This window comes from Bradyrhizobium sp. MV1.5 (genome assembly GCF_055807615.1).
Genome location: NZ_JBVVPL010000007.1, coordinates 83,831 through 106,407 on the forward strand (window position 1 = coordinate 83,831; position 22,577 = coordinate 106,407).

The 22,577-nt window shown below is 63.3% G+C and carries 21 protein-coding genes; 12 read left to right on the forward strand and 9 right to left on the reverse strand.

Going from position 1 to position 22,577, the window contains the following annotated elements; all coding sequences use genetic code 11:
• Position 1: 1 nt before the first annotated feature.
• On the reverse strand, positions 2-964 hold the full coding sequence (locus tag AC0L2J_RS09325; RefSeq protein WP_275167413.1) for a catechol 2,3-dioxygenase: 963 nt from the start codon (positions 962-964) through the stop codon (positions 2-4).
• A gap of 348 nt (positions 965-1,312) precedes the next feature.
• On the opposite strand from AC0L2J_RS09325, the gene AC0L2J_RS09330 reads away from it, so the two are divergent.
• Genes AC0L2J_RS09330 through AC0L2J_RS09340 form a run of 3 tightly spaced genes read left to right on the forward strand, consistent with a single transcriptional unit; the run spans position 1,313 to position 5,030 of the window.
• Positions 1,313-2,536: a hypothetical protein gene (locus tag AC0L2J_RS09330; RefSeq protein WP_473248378.1), complete on the forward strand. Its 1,224-nt coding sequence runs from the start codon at positions 1,313-1,315 to the stop codon at positions 2,534-2,536.
• Positions 2,533-3,633: a transglutaminase-like domain-containing protein gene (locus AC0L2J_RS09335; RefSeq protein ID WP_473388962.1), complete on the forward strand. Its 1,101-nt coding sequence runs from the start codon at positions 2,533-2,535 to the stop codon at positions 3,631-3,633. The genes AC0L2J_RS09330 and AC0L2J_RS09335 overlap by 4 nt, the downstream gene beginning before the upstream one ends.
• Before the next feature lie 11 nt (positions 3,634-3,644).
• Positions 3,645-5,030, forward strand: coding sequence for an esterase/lipase family protein (locus tag AC0L2J_RS09340; RefSeq protein ID WP_473388963.1), 1,386 nt, complete (start codon positions 3,645-3,647; stop codon positions 5,028-5,030).
• Here AC0L2J_RS09340 and AC0L2J_RS09345 read toward each other — a convergent pair.
• Positions 5,027-5,659, reverse strand: coding sequence for a hypothetical protein (locus tag AC0L2J_RS09345; RefSeq protein ID WP_007608867.1), 633 nt, complete (start codon positions 5,657-5,659; stop codon positions 5,027-5,029). The genes AC0L2J_RS09340 and AC0L2J_RS09345 overlap by 4 nt on opposite strands.
• Before the next feature lie 276 nt (positions 5,660-5,935).
• Between AC0L2J_RS09345 and AC0L2J_RS09350 the strand changes: the two genes are divergently transcribed.
• The 3 genes from AC0L2J_RS09350 (at position 5,936) to AC0L2J_RS09360 (ending at position 9,601) form a co-directional block, all read left to right on the forward strand.
• On the forward strand, positions 5,936-7,675 hold the full coding sequence (locus AC0L2J_RS09350; protein WP_007608866.1) for an ATP-binding protein: 1,740 nt from the start codon (positions 5,936-5,938) through the stop codon (positions 7,673-7,675).
• A gap of 204 nt (positions 7,676-7,879) precedes the next feature.
• Complete coding sequence (locus tag AC0L2J_RS09355) at positions 7,880-8,461, forward strand: peroxidase-related enzyme (RefSeq protein ID WP_473388964.1); 582 nt, start codon at positions 7,880-7,882, stop codon at positions 8,459-8,461.
• Positions 8,462-8,659: 198 nt separating this feature from the next.
• Positions 8,660-9,601 (forward strand): hypothetical protein, encoded by a 942-nt coding sequence (locus AC0L2J_RS09360; protein ID WP_473388965.1) that lies wholly within the window; start codon positions 8,660-8,662, stop codon positions 9,599-9,601.
• Between the two features lie 17 nt (positions 9,602-9,618).
• Here AC0L2J_RS09360 and AC0L2J_RS09365 read toward each other — a convergent pair whose 3' ends face one another.
• Together AC0L2J_RS09365 and AC0L2J_RS09370 are read right to left on the reverse strand one after the other, a co-directional pair.
• Positions 9,619-9,762 carry a hypothetical protein gene (locus tag AC0L2J_RS09365; protein WP_007608861.1) on the reverse strand — a complete coding sequence of 48 codons (144 nt, stop codon included), beginning with the start codon at positions 9,760-9,762 and terminating at the stop codon, positions 9,619-9,621.
• Positions 9,763-9,912: 150 nt separating this feature from the next.
• Positions 9,913-10,536: a ParB-like protein gene (locus AC0L2J_RS09370; RefSeq protein WP_007608860.1), complete on the reverse strand. Its 624-nt coding sequence runs from the start codon at positions 10,534-10,536 to the stop codon at positions 9,913-9,915.
• A 272-nt stretch (positions 10,537-10,808) separates the two neighbouring features.
• Here AC0L2J_RS09370 and AC0L2J_RS09375 point away from each other — a divergent pair, with 272 nt between their 5' ends.
• From AC0L2J_RS09375 to AC0L2J_RS09400, 6 genes are all read left to right on the forward strand, one after another.
• Positions 10,809-11,150 carry a hypothetical protein gene (locus AC0L2J_RS09375; RefSeq protein ID WP_063992859.1) on the forward strand — a complete coding sequence of 114 codons (342 nt, stop codon included), beginning with the start codon at positions 10,809-10,811 and terminating at the stop codon, positions 11,148-11,150.
• 233 nt (positions 11,151-11,383) lie between these two features.
• Complete coding sequence (locus tag AC0L2J_RS09380; protein ID WP_007592476.1) at positions 11,384-11,671, forward strand: acyl carrier protein; 288 nt, start codon at positions 11,384-11,386, stop codon at positions 11,669-11,671.
• Positions 11,672-11,681: 10 nt separating this feature from the next.
• Positions 11,682-12,152, forward strand: coding sequence for a 3-hydroxyacyl-ACP dehydratase FabZ family protein (locus AC0L2J_RS09385; protein WP_007608856.1), 471 nt, complete (start codon positions 11,682-11,684; stop codon positions 12,150-12,152).
• Positions 12,149-13,354: a beta-ketoacyl-ACP synthase gene (locus tag AC0L2J_RS09390; protein ID WP_007592478.1), complete on the forward strand. Its 1,206-nt coding sequence runs from the start codon at positions 12,149-12,151 to the stop codon at positions 13,352-13,354. The genes AC0L2J_RS09385 and AC0L2J_RS09390 overlap by 4 nt, the downstream gene beginning before the upstream one ends.
• A 99-nt stretch (positions 13,355-13,453) precedes the next feature.
• Entirely contained in the window at positions 13,454-14,731 is a 1,278-nt protein-coding gene (locus AC0L2J_RS09395) for a beta-ketoacyl-ACP synthase (RefSeq protein ID WP_007608847.1), read from the forward strand.
• 8 nt (positions 14,732-14,739) lie between these two features.
• Positions 14,740-15,672 carry a lipid A biosynthesis lauroyl acyltransferase gene (locus tag AC0L2J_RS09400; protein ID WP_473388966.1) on the forward strand — a complete coding sequence of 311 codons (933 nt, stop codon included), beginning with the start codon at positions 14,740-14,742 and terminating at the stop codon, positions 15,670-15,672.
• A gap of 100 nt (positions 15,673-15,772) precedes the next feature.
• Here AC0L2J_RS09400 and AC0L2J_RS09405 read toward each other — a convergent pair whose 3' ends face one another.
• From AC0L2J_RS09405 to AC0L2J_RS09425, 5 genes are all read right to left on the reverse strand, one after another.
• Positions 15,773-16,879 (reverse strand): polyamine ABC transporter substrate-binding protein, encoded by a 1,107-nt coding sequence (locus tag AC0L2J_RS09405; RefSeq protein ID WP_473388967.1) that lies wholly within the window; start codon positions 16,877-16,879, stop codon positions 15,773-15,775.
• A 5-nt stretch (positions 16,880-16,884) separates the two neighbouring features.
• Positions 16,885-18,063 carry an aminotransferase gene (locus AC0L2J_RS09410; RefSeq protein ID WP_063992863.1) on the reverse strand — a complete coding sequence of 393 codons (1,179 nt, stop codon included), beginning with the start codon at positions 18,061-18,063 and terminating at the stop codon, positions 16,885-16,887.
• A gap of 8 nt (positions 18,064-18,071) precedes the next feature.
• A complete protein-coding gene (locus AC0L2J_RS09415; protein WP_473388968.1) occupies positions 18,072-18,398 on the reverse strand; it encodes a rhodanese-like domain-containing protein in 327 nt (108 codons plus the stop codon).
• A 170-nt stretch (positions 18,399-18,568) separates the two neighbouring features.
• Entirely contained in the window at positions 18,569-20,497 is a 1,929-nt protein-coding gene (locus AC0L2J_RS09420) for a potassium transporter Kup (RefSeq protein ID WP_007608837.1), read from the reverse strand.
• A 141-nt stretch (positions 20,498-20,638) separates the two neighbouring features.
• Positions 20,639-22,537, reverse strand: coding sequence for a potassium transporter Kup (locus AC0L2J_RS09425; RefSeq protein ID WP_007608836.1), 1,899 nt, complete (start codon positions 22,535-22,537; stop codon positions 20,639-20,641).
• Between the last annotated feature and the right edge of the window lie 40 nt (positions 22,538-22,577).

The following is a 22,577-nucleotide window of genomic DNA, read 5'->3' on the forward strand; positions in this document are numbered from 1 at the left end:
GCTACTTCTTGTGCTCCACCGGCGGCGTGCCGTGCGTGTGGAAGGACTCAATCGTCTTCAGGCCCCACGCCTGCCCCTTCTTGCGTTCCTCTTCCGTCCACACGATCGGCTTCCAGTCGGGCGCGAGGATGAGCCGCGCGCCGGCATTGGCGACTTCGACGCGGTTGCCGCCGGGTTCGTAGACATAGAGGAAGAAGGTCTGCTGGATCGCGTGCTTGTGCGGACCGGTCTCGATGTGGATGCCGTTCTCCAGGAAGATGTCGGCGGCGCGCAGGATCTCCTCGCGGCTGTCGAGGGCGTAGGTGACGTGGTGGAAGCGGCCGGGCGTGCCGGAGTGATCAAGCGAGTAGGCAAAGTCGTAGCTCTTGTTCGACATCGTCAGCCACATCGCCGCTTCGCGGCCGTCGTTGAGCACGATCTGCTCGGTGAGGCGGCAGCCGAGATAATTTTCGAAGAACTCGCGGTTGGCCTTGATGTCCACGGCGAGGCAGTTGAGATGGTCGAGGCGCCGGACGTTGACGCCCCGCGCGGGAAAGCGCTGCGCCTGGTTCTTCAGTGCGGGCTTCAGCTCGGGCGGCGCCTGATACCATTCGGTCTCGTAATAGAGCTCGACGATGTGTCCATCGGGATCGCGGCAGCGGAAGGTCGGCCCCTGCCCCATGTCGCCGTCGATCCAGCCGATATCGAAGCCGGATCCCTTCAGCGCCGCAACGCGGCGCTCCAGCGCCTGCTGGCTGCGCGCGCGCAGCGCCATGTGCTCCATGCCCGATGTCTTCGACGCCGTCAGTTTGAGCGAATAGCGCTCATAGTCGTCCCAGCCGCGCAAATAGACCGACTCGCCCTTTTGCCCGCTGACGGTCATGCCCATCACGTCGACGAAGAACTTCAGGCTCTCGTCCGGCTTCGGCGTCAGCAGCTCCATGTGGCCGAGATGAGCGAGATCGAGGATCGGTTCGGGCTGCATGGTGTCCTCCAAGGCGTGGCTTGCGATACGCTGGACCGGATCCCGCGATCTCGCGCCGGCTGCAATCCGCTCACGCGCCGGTAGGCGGCACCAGGCTGCCGGTTCATTTGTACTAATGTACAAATGATTAGGTCTCGTCAACAAATTCGTTCCAGCCGCGTCCTACCAAGATACTACTCAATCGGTCGCCGCCAATTCGCAGCTATGCGGAAGGCGCGAGACACTTGCGCGCGGCGATTTGTCATCCTCCCCCGGTTTATCTTGACGGCGGACGCTATCTCAAGGTGTATTGTTGGGAACCCGAGCTGCAGCCAATCGCTCGGTGCGCCGGGAGTTGGGGGAAGCTCGATGGCCAAGCAGTCCGGGAGCACGGAACCGGCCGGCAGTTCGCCGGGTAAAGGCATCGCAACGATTCGCGCGGCCGGTGTCCCCGATACGCCCGTCACCAATCCCGAACGACTCGCGCGCCTCGCGCAGGAATGGACATACCTTCTGCGGGTGCGCTCGCGCTGGGCATTCGACGTCGAGTTGCGCAAATCCATCGCCGAGCGCGCCGTCAAGGACCTCGCAGGCGTGGGCGTGTCGACCAAGCGTTTGCGCGAGCTGGCCACAGCCGAACGTATCGAGATCGAGGTGCACGACTGGGATCGCACGGATGCGAGGATCTGTGCGATCCATGAAGCGGCCTGTGAAATTCCCTGGGAATATCTGCTCAGCGCCGGCACGCGCGCGGAAGGCCGTTACCACAGCACCTTGATCTCGCGCCTGTTCGACAACGGGCTCGCGCAGGTCACCCCACACCCGCCGACAGGTATGCTCTTCGTCGAGAGCGCGCCCGGACGCTTCTGGGACAAGTACGAGTTCGCGGACGAGGAAAAGCGCATCAGCGTCGCGATCGGTGCGATCGACAAACCGGACAACGACAAATACCGGACCATCGTTCGCACGCCCCAGACAAGTGAGCTCGCCAAGACAATCCACGGCTCGAAGTGGGAGGCGATCCACGTCACAGGCATAGATACTCATCAGGCCGCCTGGATCGTCGAAGATTTCTACGTGGACATGAAGACGAAGAACAAGCCGCTGTTCGACACGCTCATCGAACCCACCGGACGGCTGCCAGATGGAATGATCCTTCGCGAAGGTCACGAGAGCGAGCTACCCGTTCCCTACGGCGACCTTGCCAAGATCCTCGTGGGTCCGACGCCACCCCGGATAGTGACACTCAATCTCTATTATTCCGGCGCACGCATCGCGCGCGAGCTGGTCAGAAACAAGGCCCACGTGGCGCTCGGATTTCTCGACGAGATCGACGACGAGGTGGCGGAGCTGTTCTTCCAGGCATTCTACTGGAACTGGTTTCACGGAAAGGACGGACTGATCCTTTCGATCCCGGATGCATTCCTGAAGGCTTGGGAGGCGATGCCGTCGGACAAGGTTCACGGCACGTCAATCGTGATCTGGATGGGACGAAGCATCTTCGCGCCAGGCAGCGAGTCGATCATGAAACCGGCGGCGAGATCGCGTTCCGCCAAGAAGGCGTCTCCCCGGAAGAAGAGGGCAGCCAGATGATTCCGATCCAGGTCGATCTGGACGTGGCGGAGGCTATCAACTATTCCCTCCTGCACAACAACAGGCCCTTGCTCGACAAATTGACGCTGACGCGGCTGACCCAGAAGCCAGTCGAAGCGATCACGATTCAGGTCGAACTCTGCGTCGGCGCCGAGAACTACCCCTACCGTTACACGATCCCGCTCATGGAGGAGTTGCAGCTGCCGCTGTCCTCCGACGTGATCATCCCTCTCACCGCCAGCTTGAGCCGTTCGCTGCACGAGCGAGTGCAGTCCGCCGTCTACGTCAAGGTGACGTGTGGGGGACAGACGGTGTTCGAGGACACCAGGCGCGTCACGTTGATACCCGTGGACGAATGGCTCGACGACACCAAGAACAATCCCTGGCTGCCGTCCTTCGTGTTGCCGAGGGATCCGGCGATCCTTGCGATCATCCACGCCTCCCGGCGTTACCTGGTCGGCATTCTGGACGACCCCGGCGCAGGGTTCGACGGCTACCAGCAGGACGAACAGCACGCCGTCGATCGCCAGGTTCAGGCCATATGGACCGCGCTCGTCAACGAATATCGTCTGCAGTACATCAACCCTCCCCCCGCCTATTCGGAGCAGACGCAGCGGCTGCGCACCCCCAGCGAGATCGTCGCTTCCAACACAGGCACCTGCATCGACCTGGCGCTGTTGCTCGCCTCGTGCCTCGAATATGTCGGCATCTTCCCGGTCGTGGTGTTGCTCACCGGTCATGCCTTCGTCGGCTACTGGCGGTCCGAGGAGGCGCACGACGACTTCGTGGGCGTGGCGAAGGTGCCCGCCACGGTGCCGACCGTCGGCGATGCCGCGACCCGCAATGCGGGCTTGTGCTACGTCGATCCTTACGGCTGGAGACTCACCAAGATGAGTTACGCCGAGATCATGGCCTATGTGACGTCGGGCGACCTCGTGATGCTGGAAGCCACCTACCTGACCGGTGCCTACAGCTTCAAGGACGCGCAAACCGAAGGACGGGCCAATCTGCGCAGCCAAAAGGAATTCGACAGCCTGCTGGACATCCAGCACGCACGAAGCCTGAACGTCACCCCGCTTCCGATCATCAATGAATGACGGCATCGAACATGTCACAGTTTGTTGCGGAAGACCCCGGACGTTTCCTGTCGCAGATCAAGGCGGCCGAGGATAACGATGACCTGTTTGTGCCCCTCTATGTCGATCATGACGAGAGGATGGACTCCGTAGCCGGCCTGCGCCGACGCAGGCGGCGCGCTTCCAACACACCCGACGACAACATCCTCGCGGCTTCCCTGGTCGAGGAAAACGGTGTGCTGCGATGGTATGACGGCGTTCCGGCACGCGCGGAAGCGCCGCAGCGCCGCCGTCGCGCACGGCGGGCCGGAGGGCCGCCGCCGCTTCCCGATCAGACGGTGATCCTGACCAAGGAGTTTCCAAGGCTCCAGCCGAACAGGGCTGCCGCGGCCATCGGCGCCATCGACATGCGACTCAACTCCGCAATCGATGTTTCGCTGCGGTCACACATACGCCAGTTGCGGGGCGGTCCGTCCAACTTCGTCATCGACGCTGCCGATGCCCATGGACCATTCAAGGGGCGGACCCTGCTGCTGGTCCACGGGACCTTCTCGAACGCCGTCAACATGATCGGCGAGTTCCAGGCGACTGCCGATGGCCAGGCGTTTCTCGGGGCCGCCCTGAACGGACCCGACAAGTACGATCAGGTTCTCGTTTTCGAGCACGCGACCCTTGCCGTCAGCCCGGTTCTGAATGCGCTCGAGCTCGGACGCGCATTCGTCGATGCAACGGGAGAAGTTGACGTCATCGCCCATAGCCGCGGCGGCTTGATCGTGCGGTGGTGGCTGGAGGCGTTCGGCCGCTCGCTCGCCGCGACGACCCGCGTCGTGTTTGCTGGCTCGCCACTCCACGGCACCTCGCTCGCCGCGCCCGACAAGCTCCAGCACGCACTGAGCCTGCTTTCCAATATCGGTACCTTCGCCGAGAAGACGTTACAGCTCGCCGGTGGCGCCAATCCGTTCCTGTGGGTCGCCGGCAAGCTGGTCGAGGTGGTGATGACCGTCACCGGCACGCTTGCACACACGCCGCTCCTTGATGGGCTGGTCGCGCTCGTTCCGGGGTTGTTCGGGCAATCCATGATCGCGAACAATTACGAGCTCAATCTGCTGCGGCTCGGTCCTTGTACGACGCAGCCCGCCTACTTCGTCGTCCAGTCGAATTTCGAGACGGAGAATCCCGGCTGGCAGTTCTGGAAAAATTTCAGGGCACTGCGGATCGGCGACCTGGCCGCCGACGAAATCTTTCCCAGCAAGAACGATCTCGTTGTCGATACGGTCTCGATGTCGGACCTGGGAGCGACGGGCTTCCCGCTCGCGATCCAGGGCGTCGAGGATTTCGGTAACTCGCCCGACGTTTGGCACTGCAATTACTTTCGTCAGACCAGAACGATCGGCTTCATCCGGCGCAGCTTGGCCTAGGTTGCCGGCACTGACAGCTTCGTCGCATGCTCGCGGAACAGCGCACGCAATTGCCGGCGCAGCGGCACCAGCGGTTTCGACGCGGCACCGAGCTCACCCGACGGCGCAATCAGATAGGCCTGAGCCTCGTCCTCGATGACATGTTGCGCGTAACCGGCCTTTGCAATCTGCCGCTCCAGCGCACGGGTATCGTATGAGCGCATCGCCTCACGAACTCCCTTGCGGTAGCCGGCATCGGTGAAGAACAGCGCATGTGCGAGTTCGTGCGTCAGCGTGCTGCCGTGGCCTTGGTAGATCCCGATCACGTAGAAGCGTCCGCGCAGCCGTTCGAAAAAGCGAAGCAGACGCCTCTCCTTTCGCGTGAGCGGATCGAACGCGCCGGTATAGAACGGAGCGAATGCCGTCGAAGGCACGTTGAAACCGGACCAGTCCTGATAGTAGGTGAAATTGCCGTATTGTTCCGCATACCAGTCCATGTACTGCTCTAGCGAGAAAACGCGCCCGTGGAACTCCGGCGACTCGTAGTGCTCCTGCACGCGCAGAAAGGTCGACGTCAGCTCATATTGTGTCTTGAAGCGAAGCAGGTAGATGCCCGGGCCAACCCGCTGCTTCACGATCTTTTCCGACATCCGCTACGCCTCTCTCCACGGCCGCTTCGGGCCGCACCGATTCCACTCCGCCTCTTGGCATATGGTAAACTATTCCTTAACCCACCCGCACACCAACCGGCCGGGAAAAAGCAGCATTTCCTCGCCGTTTCTGCCCACAAGTATGCATTGGGAACAAACCTCGCACCCGAATTGTCGCGGATTTAACGAAGCGCCGGCGCCTGCCGCTTAACCGTTTGTCCAGCGACGGCCGTGCATAGTCCGGGCAACCCGTTGCTCTTGTCAGGTTCATTCATTGTGACATCCTTTGGACGCGTGATTTCGGTTCGCGGATCGCTCGCCCGGGTCGGGCTGCTGGCTGAAAGCCGGATGCCGGTCTCGGAAGTGCGGGCAACCGTCGGCCGCTTCGTCAGTATTCGCTGCGCCAGCTCGGTCATCGTCGCGATGATCACCGAGGTGTCCTGCGAGAACCTCTCGAGCAACGACAATTTGATCGCCATCGCCTCGGTCGACCTGCTCGGCGAAATCCTCAACGCGACTGGCAAGGCCAAATTCCAGCGCGGCGTCACCAACTATCCGACCATCGGTGATTCGGTCGACCTGATCACGAGCCAGGAGCTGCGCACGATCTACGCGCCCACCGGCTCCGACCAGATCAATGTCGGCTTCCTTCAGCAGGACAGCTCCGTCGTCGCCTATGTCGACATCGAGGAAATGCTCTCCAAGCACTTCGCGGTGCTGGGATCGACCGGCGTCGGCAAATCGACCGGTGTGTCGCTGCTGCTCAACGAGATCCTCAAGGCGCGCCCGAACCTGCGCATCTTCCTGCTCGACGTGCACAACGAATATGGCCGCTGTTTCGGCGACCGCGCGCTGGTGCTCAACCCGCGCAATCTGAAACTGCCGTTCTGGCTGTTCAATTTCGAGGAAATCGTCGACGTGCTGTTCGGCGGCCGCGCCGGCGTGCCCGAGGAACTCGACGTCCTCGCCGAGGTGATTCCGCTCGCCAAGGGCGTCTACACCCAATATCAGAACACCGACCGCATCGGCCTGAAGCGCATCGATCCCAAGCAGATCGGCTACACCGTCGATACGCCGGTGCCCTATCGCCTGGTCGATCTGATGTCGCTGATCGACGAGCGCATGGGCAAGCTCGAGAACCGCTCCTCGCGCATCATCTATCACAAGCTGATCTCCCGCATCGAGGCGGTCCGCAACGACCCGCGCTACGCCTTCATGTTCGACAACGCCAATGTCGGTGGTGACACCATGGCCGAGGTGATCAGTCACCTGTTCCGCCTGCCGGCCAACGGCAAACCGATGACGGTGATGCAGCTCGCCGGCTTCCCGGCCGAGGTCATCGATTCCGTCGTCTCGGTGCTTTGCCGCATGGCCTTCGACTTCGGCCTGTGGAGCGACGGCGTTTCACCGATGCTGTTCGTCTGCGAAGAGGCTCACCGCTACGCCTCCGCCGATCGCAATGTCGGCTTCGGGCCGACTCGCAAGGCGGTGTCGCGCATCGCCAAGGAAGGCCGCAAATACGGCGTCTATCTCGGCCTCATCACCCAGCGTCCGGCCGAGCTCGACGCCACCATCATCTCCCAGTGCAACACGCTGTTCACGATGCGCCTTGCCAACGAGCGCGACCAGGCGCTGCTGCGCGCCGCGGTGTCGGATGCGGCCGCGAATCTGCTCTCGTTCGTGCCCTCGCTCGGCACCCGCGAAGTGCTGGCCTTCGGCGAAGGTGTCGCGCTGCCGACGCGGCTGCGCTTCAAGGAGGTGCCGCCGCATCAATTGCCGCGCGGCGAAGCGACGATCAGCAGCGTGCCCTCGGTCACCTCCGGTCACGACATGCATTTCGTCGGCGCCGTGCTCGAGCGCTGGCGCGGTGCCACCTCGCAGCGCGACGTGCCGAACGATCCGGTATTCTCGGCGCCGCCCGCGAAGACGCTCTCCAACGTCGAGGCCCCGATGCTGCAACCGTCGATGGGGCTGGATCCGGACCGCTTCTCGCTGCTGAAGAAGCCGCTGCGGTAAGGGGCGGATACCGCTTCGGCAAACTCCGCCGTCATGCCCGCGAAAGCGGGCATCCAGTACGCCGCGGCTTCTCCGTATCCCATCGCTGTCTCTGGAATACTGGATCGCCCGATTAAATCGGGCGATGACACTGGGTGTGTGGCACGTTGAGGCGACCGCCAGCATCGACTAATGTTCGGTGCCCCCGATCCGGAAAACAAGCCAATGACAAAAACCGCCGCACAACGCTTCCCCGCTCCCGCTCTCGATGCGCTCCCTGACGACATCCGCACGCGTCTCCTCGCCGTGCAGGAGAAAAGCGGCTTCGTGCCGAACGTGTTCTTGACGCTGGCCTACCGCCCGGACGAGTTCCGCGCCTTCTTCGCCTACCACGACGCGTTGATGGAGAAGGACGGCGGCCTCACCAAGGCCGAGCGCGAGATGATCGTGGTCGCGACCTCGGCGGCCAATCAGTGCCAGTATTGCGTGATTGCGCACGGCGCGATCCTGCGCATCCGCGCCAAGAACCCGCTGATCGCCGACCAGATCGCCACGAACTACCGCAAAGCCGACATCGCGCCGCGGCAAAAGGCGATGCTCGACTTCGCGATGAAGGTCTCGGCCGATGCGCAGCGGATTTCCGAGGACGATTTCACCGCGCTCGCGCCGCATGGGTTCAGCGACGACGACATTTGGGACATCGCCGCAATCTCCGCCTTCTTCGCACTGTCGAACCGGCTGGCGAATTTCACCGGCATGCGGCCGAATGACGAATTCTATCTGATGGGACGGCTGCCGAAGAAATGACCGACCGCCGAGCGCTAAAGAAACGGGTCGCCGACAAATGCAGCGGATGAGTTCCCGTTTGACGGGAACTCTGCGTTTTCGCAATCGCACACGTTTAATTAAGAATCTCACCCTCAACTAGCACAAACGCTTTGGCACAACTTGCGTAGTTTCCATCACCGGAGACGTGGATGAGTCGTGCCTGTTGAGGGGCTGCTCATGAACGTGCGGGCATTTGTTATTGCGACATGTATTGGCACGGCATTCTTCGCCGCCGGATACGCATGGAACTATCAGCCCGAAATCATCAACGCGAACGAGATATGGAGCATGTTCGAATCGGAGCATGGCAAGGCGCGAGCTGCCGTCTTGCGGGTCCTCGTTGCGCCGAATTCAGCTCACTTCAACGGCCTGCGAACGATCGATGCGGACCAGGCAAAATACGTATGCGGCTCCGTAAAGGCGATGGACAAGGAGAGGCAGTATGTCGAGGCCGCCTTCGTTTACACCGTCGCGATCGATTTTGCCCGTATCGACGACGACGGCCGGATGACGTCGCAGCGCTCTGCTTACAAGCCCTGCCCAGGCGCGGCCGACGACAAAATTGCCGACCAGAACTCACTGATATCGCCAGGCGCGCTGTCGATGATCAAGACCGTCGAAAAAATGATCCCCAAGTCCAACGGCGGAACGATGGAACAACAGCTTGGCCAGCTGGCCGGACAGACAGCGGCAGTCGCGCCAGGTTCGGCGGACGCGCGGAGATCGGCCGGCACGTCGGGTTCGGCAGCCTCAGCAGGGGCTGGATGGGCACCAGCAGCCCAGCATTCAAGTACGGGCGTGGAGGCGCGACAAGCAGATGAACTGACGTGGCGTGTCGATCAGCCTCCGGCCGCATGGCCGAATTTCCCCTCGGACCATCCGCTGGCGAAATCGGCGCAGAAGCGGACGAGCGCCGAGGCCCTGGCTTTCGCAACAGATATCGAGGCTCGCTGGGAGCAAGCCAAATCATCCGGCGTTCCGGCCAAGCGTCCTTCGCCTGAGGAGATCAAGGAGGCATGCCGCGCGCTACTTACGATCGATCCCACGGACGAGGATTATCCGCGAGCCTGGGCCGCCTTTGTGCGGCTGCGCAAAATCGATCGCGACGCCGTTGGTTGAACCGGCGTGAATCTGTCCTAGCGCTTCGCCATCAACTCGAGCGCCGGGGCAAAGCGCTCGGAGAACGTCAATGTCTTGGCATGGTGAACTGCGGCAAACGATGCCGATATCCCGGCTGAAGCGACCACGAGCAGGGCAACGGCGAAAACCAGACGGCGCATTTCGGCCTCCTATGAGAGCTCGACGACTCCAACAGATGGCACGGCTTTGTTTCAGCACGGCTTCGCGCGGACAAAAGATGGTTTCGCTCAAGAGGCTGTGATCAGGCCCGCTTTTCGGGACCGCATGCCGGACCGACGCGAGCGTTGCGCCTAGTCATCGTCAGCCGGACCGCACCAGCCGGGCAGATAGATCGCGTCCTTGCTCTTGGCTGAGGACATCGCCTTCTCGAGCGCCTTGTCGAAATTGGCATCCACGGCCTTGCGCGACAGCTTTCGGCGCAGATAATCGGCCCACAGGAATTCGGAGAAGGGGGTTATGTCCTTGGCGAAGCCGCCCATGCGGCGCAGCTCGCCGGCAAGGCTCCGGAAAGGATCGTCCTTGAGATCGACGACGGATTTGGGCAAATCGCGGAACGGTCGCCGTTCGCCCTTGGCGTCGTAGGGGTAGACCCAGCGCTTGTTGTCCATCACGCCCCAGAACGCTTCGCGTTCGACCATCCTGAGGTCGCCGACGATGGTGACCAGCACCTCCTTGACGCCCTCGTCGTGCAGCGCGCGACCGAGATGATGATGGTCGATCACGTAATAGCGCTCGTCGGGGCCATGCACGACGGGGATCATATGCTTGCCGAGCAGATCGGCCTGCTTCTTCTTGTCGTGCTCGCGCCAGCGCTTGCGCTTCTCCTTGACCTCGCGCATCCCGACCGTCATCTGCGTCGGCCGCAGCGACAGGATCGACACCGGATGCACTCTCGGTTCGCGCGTATTGGTCATGGTCGAAAGGCCCTTAACATGGTTGCAGCTGCGTGGTCAGGTTCCCTCGACTATGCCATGGGCATCGCGTCGGCAAAACGCATTCGGCCCGGCGGAGATTATTGCATCGCACCCTTCTGCATGCCCGGCACGACCGCGGTTCCGCGGTCATACGTTCGCAGCCCTGCAGGATAGTGCGAACGCGCAATGCACGTGCGCGTTGAGAAGATTTTCTGCAACGCGTTCACCACGTATGCTATCTAAAATCGCTGCTTCGGAGTGATCTCTGCACCATGACAAACCGGCGGCCCATAAGCTCGGATGACGAGCACCGGGTGCTCCAGTTCAGGCCGCGCACCTCGCCTTCCCCGACGGGCTACCGCGGCAACGCTAGCGTGCAGCAATTGCGCGTCGCGCCCGAGCCGCTCGACCTGTCGCGCTACGAGCAGCCCCGCACTGAACCGGACGATTTCCGCCATCGCATGCTCGCCAACATCGCGGCGCTGGCCTTCACCATCGCACTGACCGCGATCGGGATCTGGCTCGCGGTGAGCATCGCCGACCTGCGCCGGACCCAGGATTGCGTGCTGATGGGCCGCCGTGACTGCGTCAAGATCACGACGCCGCACATCTAAGGAAGACGTCTGGCGAGGCGCGCCGACGGTCCTTCGGCGGAAACGGCTCAGCCGGGGCGTCCTTAGTCCTGTCCCCACACCCGCCGGCTCCATTGAACTCAGGGCGACGCTCCGATATACGGGCTCTCGACCCGGCCAGAGGGGGGTTGAGGGCGTCATCGGGGCGCGATGCCCACCCACCGTTCCACTCTGGACAATCTGAAAAATATCCGCAATCTATCAAAGGCTTAGTGATGTCCTCCACATTCGATCAGGTCGCTACGATCATCGCTGAAACCTGCGACATCCCGCGCGACACGATCACGCCGGATAGCCATGCCATCGATGACCTCGGCATCGACAGCCTCGATTTCCTGGACATCGCGTTCGCGATCGACAAGCAATTCGGTATCAAGCTGCCGCTGGAAAAGTGGACCCAGGAGGTCAACGACGGCAAAGCGACCACCGAGCAGTATTTCGTGCTGAAAAACCTGTGCGCCCGCATTGACGAACTGGTTGCGGCCAAGGGCGCGAGCGCCTAAGCGCGCGGTCATGCAACTCGAATACTTCCACATGATAGATCGCGTCGTCGACCTCAACGTCGACGCGAAGACGATTGTCGTCGAGGCTCAGGTCCCGATGGAGAGCACCATCTTCGAGGGGCACTTCCCGGGCTATCCCCTGATGCCCGGCGTGCTCCTGATCGAATCGATGGCGCAGGCCTCCGGCTGGCTTCAGCTTGGCGTGCTCAAATTCGAGCGCATGCCGATCCTGGCTGCCGTCAAGGAGGCCAAGGTCCGCGGCTCGGTCTTCCCCGGCGATCTCATGAGCATCGAGGCGAGCCTGGCCCATCAGGGCTCGGGCTACGCCGTGACCGAAGCCAAGATCAAGGTCGGCGGCAAGCTGCGCGCGAATTCGACGCTGACCTTCACGCAGATTCCCTTTCCCCATGCGGATATGCGCGCCCACATGGACGCGGTCGCCAAACGCGTCGGCTTTCCGCAACAGGCCGTATCGCCATGACCGAGACTGCTTCGAAGCCCGCCCAGACGGAAGTCTGGATCACCGGCATTGGCCTGGCCACCTCGCTCGGAGAGGGCCTGGACGCCAACTGGGCCGCGCTTCAGGAGAAGCGCATCAATGTCGACGAGAAGGGGTTTGCGCCCTACATCGTGCACCCCCTGATGCCTGTTACCTTCGACAGCCAGATTCCGAAGAAGGGCGACCAGCGCCAGATGGAAGCCTGGCAGCGCATCGGCACCTATGCGGCCGGGCTTGCGCTCGACTCCGCCGGGATCAAGGGCAACAAGGACATCCTGTCGAAGATCGACATGGTGGTCGCCGCCGGTGGCGGCGAGCGCGATCTCAACGTCGACACCGGCGTGCTCACGGCCGAGGCCAAGGGCGCCAACGCGCCCGGTTTCCTCAACGAGCGGCTGATGAGCGATCTCAGGCCGACGCTTTTCCTGGCCCAGCTCTCCAACCTGCTCGCCGGCAACATCGCCATCGTGCACGGCATCGGCGGCACCTCGCGCACTTTCATGGGTGAAGAGGTTGCCGGCGCCGATGCCGCCCGCATAGCATTGTCGCGCATCGCCTCCGGCGAGAGCGACATCGCGTTGATCGGCGGCTCGCACAATGGCGAGCGCAAGGACCTGATGGTCCTGTACGAATTCGGCGACTTCAATCTCAAGGACAAGTTCGCACCCGTGTGGGCGCGCAAGGACCACGCCGGCTTCGCGCTCGGCTCGGCTGGCGCGTTCCTGGTGCTGGAATCGAAGGCGCATGCGGAAGCGCGCGGCGCAAAGCCATTCGCGAAGCTGTCGAGCGTCGTTGCCGACCTTGCCCGCCGCAAGACCCCCGGCGACATGGCCGCGACGCTGGAGAAGCTTTGGGCGAAGTTGCCGAAGCGCGACGGCAAGGGCGCGATCATATCCGGTGCGACCGGCGCGGAGCCGGCGACATCGGAAGAGCGCGGCTTCCTGAAGGGCCACGCCGAGTTCCCGGTGCGCTCGACCGGTACGATGTTCGGCCACACCATGGAGACGCAATTCCCGCTCGGCATCGCACTCGCCGCACTGTCGATCTCGCGCGGCGCGCTGTTTCCGCCGAACGATTCCACGGGCACCGAGATTGAAATGCAGGGAGCGCCCACCCAGATTGTGGTGGTGGGGGCCGGACACTGGCGCGGCGAAGGCATGGCGCTGGTCGAGGCAGTAAGCTAAAGCGCGTTGCGCTTCGGCAGGTTATTGTTTGGGCATGATCTTCTCGAAAAACCGCGTCACGCTTTTTCGGATCATGCTCCAGCTCAAGCGGGGATCGACATGACTGCACCACGCGACAAACTCGGGCGTCCCGTCGTCGTCGTCACCGGCATGGGAATCATGACCTCGCTCGGCAACGGCAAGACCGACAATTGGGCGAAGCTCGTCGCCGGCGAATCCGGCATCCGCACCATCACGCGCTTTCCGGTCGACGGCCTGAAAACCACGATGGCCGGCACGGTGGATTTCGTCAGCGTCGATCCGTTCTCCTCCACCGGCCTGTCCGAGCGGATGGCCGAACTGGTGACGCAGGAGGCGCTGGACCAGGCCGGCATCGGCGCCAAGGCGGATTTCCCGGGTCCTCTCTTCCTTGCGGTCGCACCTGTCGAGGTCGAATGGCCGCAGCGCCGCGAGCTCGGCCGCGCCGTCGGTAAGCCCGACTTCAATTACGACGATCTGCTGCGCATCTCCGGCGGCGGCAAGTACAGCGCCTATCACCACCGCTTCATGTTCGGTTCGGTCGCGGCCTACCTCGCGGAGACCTTCGGCACCAAGGGTTCGCCGATCTCGTTGTCGACGGCCTGCGCTTCGGGCGCGACCTCGATCCAGCTCGGCGTCGAGGCGATCCGCCGCGGCGAGACCGATGCCGCGCTGTGCGTGGCGACCGACGGCACCGTGAACCCGGAGGCGCTGGTGCGCTTCTCGCTGCTCTCGGCGCTGTCGACCCAGAACGACCCGCCGCAGGCGGCCTCCCGTCCCTTCTCCAAGAACCGCGACGGTTTTGTCATGGCCGAAGGCGCCGGTGCGCTGGTGCTCGAAAGCTATGAAGCCGCCACCGCGCGCGGCGCAAAAATCCTCGGCGTGATCGCCGGCTGCGGCGAGCTCACCGATTCCTTCCATCGCACCCGCTCCTCGCCCGACGGCAAGCCGATCATCGGCTGCATGAACAAGACGCTGGCCGATGCCGGCATGACGCCGGACCAGATCGACCACATCAACGCGCACGGCACCGCGACGCCCGAGAACGACAAGATGGAATACAATACGACGTCGGCCGTATTCGGCGATCTCGTCTCGAAGATCCCGGTCACCTCCAACAAGTCGATGGTCGGCCACACCATCTCGGCCGCCGGCGCGGTCGAGGCGATCTTCTCGCTGCTGACGCTGGAGCATCAGCGCATCCCGCCGACGATCAACTACGACAATCCGGATCCCACGATCCTGTTCGACGTCGTCGGCAACAAGGCACGCGATGCCCGCGTCACCGCAGTGATGTCGAACTCGTTCGGCTTCGGCGGCCAGAACGCCTCGCTGATCCTGACCCGCGAACCGGCCTGACCGGACGCATGGCGCTGCTTCCTGCGAGGACGAAGGCCCGCGCGCGGGAGACGGCCAAGTCGATCGGTGGAGGCCTGATCGGCGCTGCCACCGTCGGCATGTTGCGCACCACGCGATATTTCGATCCGGCCAAGACCTCGGACTTTTTCGCACGCGTCACCAAACTGATCGGCCCGCGCCTGCGCGAGCACCGCATCGGCCGCGCCAATCTCACCGCGGCGTTTCCGGACAAGTCGCCCGAGGAAATCGAATCCATCCTGATGGGCGTCTGGGACAATCTCGGTCGCGTCGGCGCCGAATTCGCCCATATGGACCACGTCTGGGATTACGACCGCGATCATCCGGAAAACAGTCGAATCGAATTGCCCAGGCGCAGCATCGAGCTGTTCGACGGCATCCGCGACGACGGCAAGCCGGCGTTGATCTTCGCCGCGCATCTGGCCAATTGGGAATTGCCGGCGCTCGCCGCCGTCGCACACGGGCTCGATGCGGCGATCCTCTACCGCCGCCCGAATATCGCCTCCGCCGACCGCATCATCCAGGAGATGCGCCAGGTCAACATGGGTACGCTGATCCCGGCGGGGCGCGACGCGCCGCTGCGGCTCGCGCAGGCGCTCAAGGACGGCAAGCACGTCGCGATGCTGATCGACCAGTATCTGACCGGCGGCGTCGAGGTCACCTTCTTCGGCCGCAAGACCCGCGCCAATCCGATGCTGGCGCGCCTGTTGCGCCAGGTCGAATGCCCGATCCACGGCGTTCGCGTCATCCGCCTGCCCGGCGGCCGCTTCACCGCCGAGATCACCGAAGAGGTCCAGCCGGTGCGCGACGCCGACGGCAAGATCGACATCCAGGGCACCACGCAGGCGGTCACGAGCGTAGTGGAAGGCTGGGTCCGCGAGCATCCCGAGCAGTGGCTGTGGCTGCACCGAAGGTGGCGGTGATCTTGTTCCGTCGTTGCGAGCGACTTGTCCGCCGTAGAATCCCTCTGCGGACAGATTCTGGATTACTTCGTCGCTTCGCTCCTCGCAATGACGGGCGCGATTACCTTCCCGTCTTCACCTTCGTCCACAGCCGGTTGATAACCCGCTGGGTCGCCGGATCGCGCGCCGTGATGACGAACAATTTTGCGAGCGTCGCCTCGTCCGGATAGATATTCTTGTCGTTCAGGATCTTCGGGTCGACCAGCTTCTGGCTGGCGAGGTTGCCGTTGGCGTAGGACAGGAAGTCCGTGTTCTTGGCGGCCACGTCCGGACGGTAGAGATAGTTGATCAGCTCGTAGGCTTCCCTAACGTTCCTCGCATCCGCCGGGATTGCGAGATTGTCGAAGAACATCTGCGCGCCCTCCTTCGGGATGGCGTAGCCGATCTCGATGCCGCTTTTGGCTTCGGCAGCGCGGGCGCGGGCCTGCATGATGTCGCCGGACCAGCCGACCACGAAGCAGATCTCGCCGGTGGCAAGCGCGCTTAGATATTCGGACGAATGAAACTTGCGCACGGAGGGCCGCACCTTGGCGACGACATCGGCGGCCTTGTCGAGGTCGGCCTGCTTGGTCGAGTTCGGATCGAGCCCGAGATAATTCAACGCCGCCGGAAAGATGTCGTCGGCGGAATCCAGCATGTGGACGCCGCAGTCTTTGAATTTCGCGAGGTTCTCCGGCTTGAACACGATGTCCCAGCTCTCGATCTTCGCATCCGCTCCGAGAATCTGCTTCAGCTTGGCGACGTTGTAGCCGATGCCCGTCGTGCCCCACATGTAATTGGCGGCGTAGACATTGCCGGGGTCGTAGATCGCGAGACGTTCGGTCACCACCGGCCAGGCATTGGCCAGGTTCGGCAGCTTCGACTTGTCGAGCTTCTGGAAGATGTTGGCCTTGATCTGGCGCTGGAGGAAATAGGCGGTGGGCACCACGACGTCATAGCCGGACTTGCCGGCCATCAGGCGCGTCTCCAGGGTCTCGTTGGCGTCAAAAGTGTCGTAGACCACCTTGATGCCGGTCTCCTTGGTGAAGGCCTCGAGGACGTCGGGCGCCACGTAGTTCGACCAGTTGTAGAAGTTGACGACGCGCTCCTCGGCCCCTGCGGGGGCGGAGAGCAACGTCAGCGCGGTGGCGATCGCGAGGCCAAAACCAAAGCGGCTGACGTTCGTCATCTCCCCTACCTCTTGCGCCCGCGCACCGCGTCCGACAGCCGCTCCAGCGCGGTGTCGAGCGTCTCGTCCTTCTTGGCAAAGCAGAAGCGCACCACCGAGGTCACGGGGTCCTGCTCGTAGAACGCCGACACCGGGATTGCCGCGACCTTGTAGTCCTTCACGATCCGCCAGCAGAAATCTGTGTCGCTCTCGTTCAGCCCGAGCGGGGACAGGTCGACGGTGAGGAAGTAGGTGCCCTGTGATTTCAGCACCGGGAAGCCGAGGCTCTCCAGTCCCTTGGCGAGGCGGTCCCTGCTCCGCGCCAGGTCCTTGCGCATCGACAGGAAATACTCGTCCGGCTTGCCAAGGCCGTAGGCAACGGCGGCCTGGAGGTTCGGCGCGGTGGTGAAGGTCAGGAACTGGTGCACCTTGGCGGCAACGCGCAGCAACGGCGGCGCGGCGCAGACGAAGCCGATCTTCCAACCCGTCAGCGAGAAGATCTTGCCGGCCGAGCCGACCTTGATGGTGCGGTCCCGCATGCCGGGGATGGTGATCAGCGGGATATGCTTGTGCTCGTCGAAGGTGACGTGCTCCCAGACCTCGTCGCAGATCGCGATGACGTCGAACTCCTGGCAGTAGCGCGCCAACAGCTCGAGGTCCTCGCGCGGAAACACCACCGCGGACGGATTCAGAGGATTGTTGAAGAGCACCGCCTTGGTCTTTGAATTGAAGACGCTTTTCAGCATGTCCTCATTCAGCCGCCAGTGCGGCGGCTCGAGGCGGACCAGGCGCGGAATGCCGCCGGCCTGGCGGATGATCGGCAGGTAGGAATCGTACACCGGCTGGAAGCACACCACCTCGTCACCGGGCTGGACCACGGCGAGGATGGCCGAGGTCAGGGCCTCGGTGCCGCCGGAGGTCACCATCACCTCGCTCATCGGATCGAGCTCGAGGCCGTGCCAGTGGCCGTAATGGGTCGCGATCGCCTGGCGCAGTTCCGGCAGACCCATCATCGACGGATACTGGTTGTAGCCGTTCAGCGAGGCCTCGGCCGCGGCGCGGCGGATGTCCTCAGGCCCGGGATCGTCGGGAAAGCCCTGGCCAAGATTGATGGCGGCATTGTCGCGCGCCGCCTGGGACATTGCCTCGAAGATGGTGACGGGAAGGTCCGCGAAGACCTTGTTGAGGGACGAGCTCTTGGACATCGGCGGGGTCAACCGCCGACCTTGCTGGGAAGACCCGCCGCCTTCCAGCCCAGCATGCCGCCGGCCAGATGCTTGTCGTAAGGCAGGCCCGCGGCCTGCGCCGCCAGCGAGGCCGTCACCGAACGCTTGCCCGAGCGGCAGGCGAACACGACCTCCTTACCCTCCGGATCGGGGATCGCTTTGGGATCGAAAGTCGAGAGCGGCACGACCACGCCGTAAGGATAGGCCTCAGCCTCGACCTCGTTCGGCTCGCGGACGTCGACGAGGAGGTAGCGCCCTTCCGCGACACCCTCGGAGACCTCGTCCGGGGTCAGATCCTGTACTTGATTTGCCACATCATCCTCCAACGTCGCGGGCCGCTGCCGGGGCGATCCCGGCGGCCGGCAACCTCGCCTCTCGGCCGGTGAAAATCAAGCGCTACAAAGGCTTGAGCTGCCTTGCGCAAGTTAAAGCTAAATCGCAGCGACTTGAAGCGCGACCTTCAACGGAGGATCAGATCATCACTTTAGATAGTGACCTGGGTGCCGACCTCGACGACGCGGCCGGAGGGGATCTGGAAATAGTCGGTGGCGTCGTTGGCGGAACGGCTGAGCGAGATGAACAGCCGGTCCTGCCAGCGCGGCATGCCGGAATGGGCGGCCGGCTTGAGCGCCCTCCGCGACAGGAAGAACGAGGTCGACATGATGTCGAACTGCCAGCCGAGCTTGCGGGCGATCGCCAGCGCCTTCGGCACGTTGGGCGATTCCATGAAGCCGAACTTCAGCGTCACCTTGGAGAAGGTCGGCGAGATCTGCTCCAGCTTCACCCGCTCGGCCGGATCGATGCGCGGGGTCTGCGCGGTCTCGATGGTCAGAATGACGTTCTTCTCGTGCAGCACCTTGTAGTGCTTCAAACTATGCATCAAGGCGGTCGGGGCGCTGAGGGGATCGCTGGTCAGGAACACGGCGGTGCCGGGCACGCGCTGCGGCGGCCGCTTCTCCAGCATGGCCACGAGGTCGGCGAGCGGGAATTCGAGCTTGCGCGACTTCTCGAACAGCAGCCGGCTGCCGCGCCGCCACGTGTACATCAGGATGATCATGAGTGCGCCGAGCGCCAGCGGCACCCAGCCGCCCTCGAACACCTTGAGCAGATTGGCGGCGAGGAAGGTGAGGTCGAGGAACAGGAACGGCGCGATCAGGGCGGCAGCCGTGAACGGCGACCACCGCCAGACCTTCCAGATCACCACGAAGCCCATCAACGCCGTGACCACCATGGTCCCGGTAACGGAGATGCCGTAGGCCGAGGCCAGCGCGCTGGAGGAGCGGAACAAGAGCACCAGCAGGACCACCGCGACCAGCAGGAGCTGGTTGATGCGCGGGATGAAGATCTGGCCGGAATGGGCTTCGGACGTATGGCGAATTTCAAAGCGCGGCAACAGACCGAGCTGGATCGCCTGACGCGTCAGCGAATAGGCACCGGTGATGACCGCCTGGCTCGCGATAACAGTTGCGGCGGTCGCCAGCACGACCATGCAGCCGCGGAAAAAACCTTGCGGAAAGAGCTGGAAGAACGGGCTCACGATCGCGCCGGGGTCGCCGAGCACGAGGGCACCCTGCCCCAGATAGTTCAATGCCAGCGACGGCAGCACGATGAACAGCCAGGCGGTCTGGATCGGCCGCTTGCCGAAATGGCCGAGGTCGGCATAGAGCGCCTCGGCACCGGTGACCGCCAGGAACACAGCGCCGAGCGTCACGAAGCCGATGATGCCGTGGTGGATCATGAAGGACACGGCATAGAGCGGGTTCAGTGCGAGCAGCACCTGCGGCTGCTGGATGATCGGGTGGATCGCCGCGATCGCGATCACCGCGAACCAGACGCACATGATCGGGCCGAAGAAGGCGGCGACGCGCGCGGTGCCGCGGGACTGCACGGCAAACAGACCGACCAGGATGATCACGGTCAGCGGTACGATGTAGGGCTCGAAGTGCAGCGTGATGTCCTTCATGCCTTCGATCGCCGACAGCACCGAGAGCGCCGGCGTGATCACGGCGTCGCCGTAGAACAGGGCGCCGGAAATGATGCCGAGCATGACGATGGTTGTTCCGCGGGTGCCGACTGCGCGCTGGGCCAGCGCCATCAGCGCCAGCGTGCCGCCCTCGCCGTTGTTGTCCGCGCGGAGCAGGATCACGACGTATTTGAGCGTCACCACGACGATGAGCGCCCACAGGATCAGGGAGAGCACGCCGAGCACCGCCGCCGGCGTCGGCAACCCCTCCGCGCCAGAAGCCGCCATCACCGCCTCGCGGAACGCGTAGAGCGGGCTGGTGCCGATGTCACCGTAGACGACGCCGATGCTGCCGAGTGTCAGCGCACCGAAACCGGCGGTGGTGTGGGCATCCCCATGCCCATTGGCCGCCGCCGTTTCCGGGGCGGAAATCGCTACGTCACTTGTCATGGGAGAGCCTGATGGCCTCTAAAAATGCTTCACTGCACAACGGCGGGGGAGCGCGCGGCTTATAGTCCTGCGCTGCCGGCATAGCCTAGCCCGATTTTGGGCCTTAGACATGCAATTTCGCATATCTCTGCCAATCGCGGTTTAGATGGTGACCTGGGTTCCGACTTCAACCACCCGTCCGGTGGGAATCTGGAAATAGTCGGTGGCGTCGTTGGCGGACCGGCTCAGCGCGATGAACAAATGGTCCTGCCAGAGCGGCATGCCGGACTGCGCCGAAGCCTTCAGCGAGCGCCGCGACACGAAGAACGAGGTCGACATGATGTCGAACTGCCAGCCCTGCTTGCGCGCGATCGCAAGCGCCTTGGGCACGTTCGGCTGCTCCATGTAGCCGAAGCGCAGGCGGACCTTGAAGAACTTGTCGCTGATCTTCTCCATCCGGAAACGCTCCGACAGATCGACCCGCGGCGTATGCGCGGTCTCGATGGTCAGGACCACGTTGTGCTCATGCAGCACCTTGTTGTGCTTGAGATTGTGCAGCAGCGCAGTCGGCACGAAGGAGGGATCGCTGGTCAGGAACACCGCGGTGCCCTTGACGATGTGCGGCGGCCGCTTCTCCAGGCTCCGGATCAGATCGTCCAGCGGCACCTCGATGCGGCGCGTTTTCTGGATCAGGATCCCCGACCCTCGCCGCCAGGTCCAGATTGTCCCGGCCATGATCACGCCGAACAGCAGCGGCACCCAGGCGCCTTCGAGCAGCTTCAGAAGGTTCGCGCTGAAGAAGCTGATGTCGACCACGACGAAGGGCAGGATCACGGCTGCGGCCGTCGCGGCGCGCCAGTTCCACAATTTCCAGATCACGATGAAGCCCATGATGCCGTCGGCGACCATGGTGGTGGAAACCGCAATGCCGTAGGCCGAAGCCAGATTGCTGGGGGTGTGGAACAACAGCACCAGCAGCATCACACCGATCAGGAGCAGCCGGTTTACACGCGGCAGATAGATCTGGCCGGCATGGGTTTCCGAGGTGAAGCGCACCTCGAAGCGCGGCAGGAGACCGAGCTGCACAGCCTGATAGACCAGAGAATAGGCCCCTGTGATCACCGCCTGGCTTGCGATCACCGTCGCCGCGGTCGCAAGCCCGACCAGCGGCAGCACGAAATGCTCGGGTACCATGCGATAGAAAGAGTGCTCGATCGCGCTGGGATCCGACAGCACCAGCGCGCCCTGCCCGAAATAGTTGATCAGGAGCGAGGGCAGCACGAAGAACATCCAGGCCGACTGGATCGGCTTGCGGCCGAAATGGCCCAGATCTGCGTAGAGCGCCTCACCGCCGGTCACCGCGAGGAACACCGCGCCCAGCGTCACCAGGCCGATCGTGCCGTGCGACAGCAGGAATTGCAGCGCGTAATAGGGATTGATCGCTGCCAGCACCGACGGATCGTCGGCGATGTGAATGGCGCCCAACACGGCAAGAACGGTGAACCAGACGACCATCACCGGCCCGAAGGCCGAGGCGACCAGCGCCGTCCCCTTGCTCTGGACCGCGAACAGCAGCGCCAGGATGAGAACGGTCAGGGGAACGACATAGTGCTCGAAGGCGGGCGTTGCGAGCTTCAGACCCTCGACCGCCGACAGCACCGAGATCGCCGGCGTGATCATGGAATCGCCGATGAACATGGAGGCGCCGACGACGCCGAGCGCCATCAGGAACCAGCTCCGCCGCCCGAGCGCGCGCTGGCCGAGCGCCATGAGGGAAAGCGTGCCGCCCTCCCCGTTGTTGTCGGCGCGCAGCAACAGCAGCACGTATTTGGCGGTGACGACGATCAGCAGCGCCCAGAGGATCAGCGAGAGCACGCCGAGCACCATGACCCGCGAGACCGGCTGACCGTGGGCCGCGCCCCTGACGGCCTCGTGGAATGCGTAGAGCGGCGAGGTGCCGATGTCGCCGAAGACAACGCCGATGCTCCCGAGCGTCAGGCCCCAGAAACCCGAGGTGACCGGCCCGTCCGGAGCTTCGGTCGATGTGATGCTCGCCGTCATATGAAACTGGAACGCTTCTGCCCGAGAATTGATCCGGCGC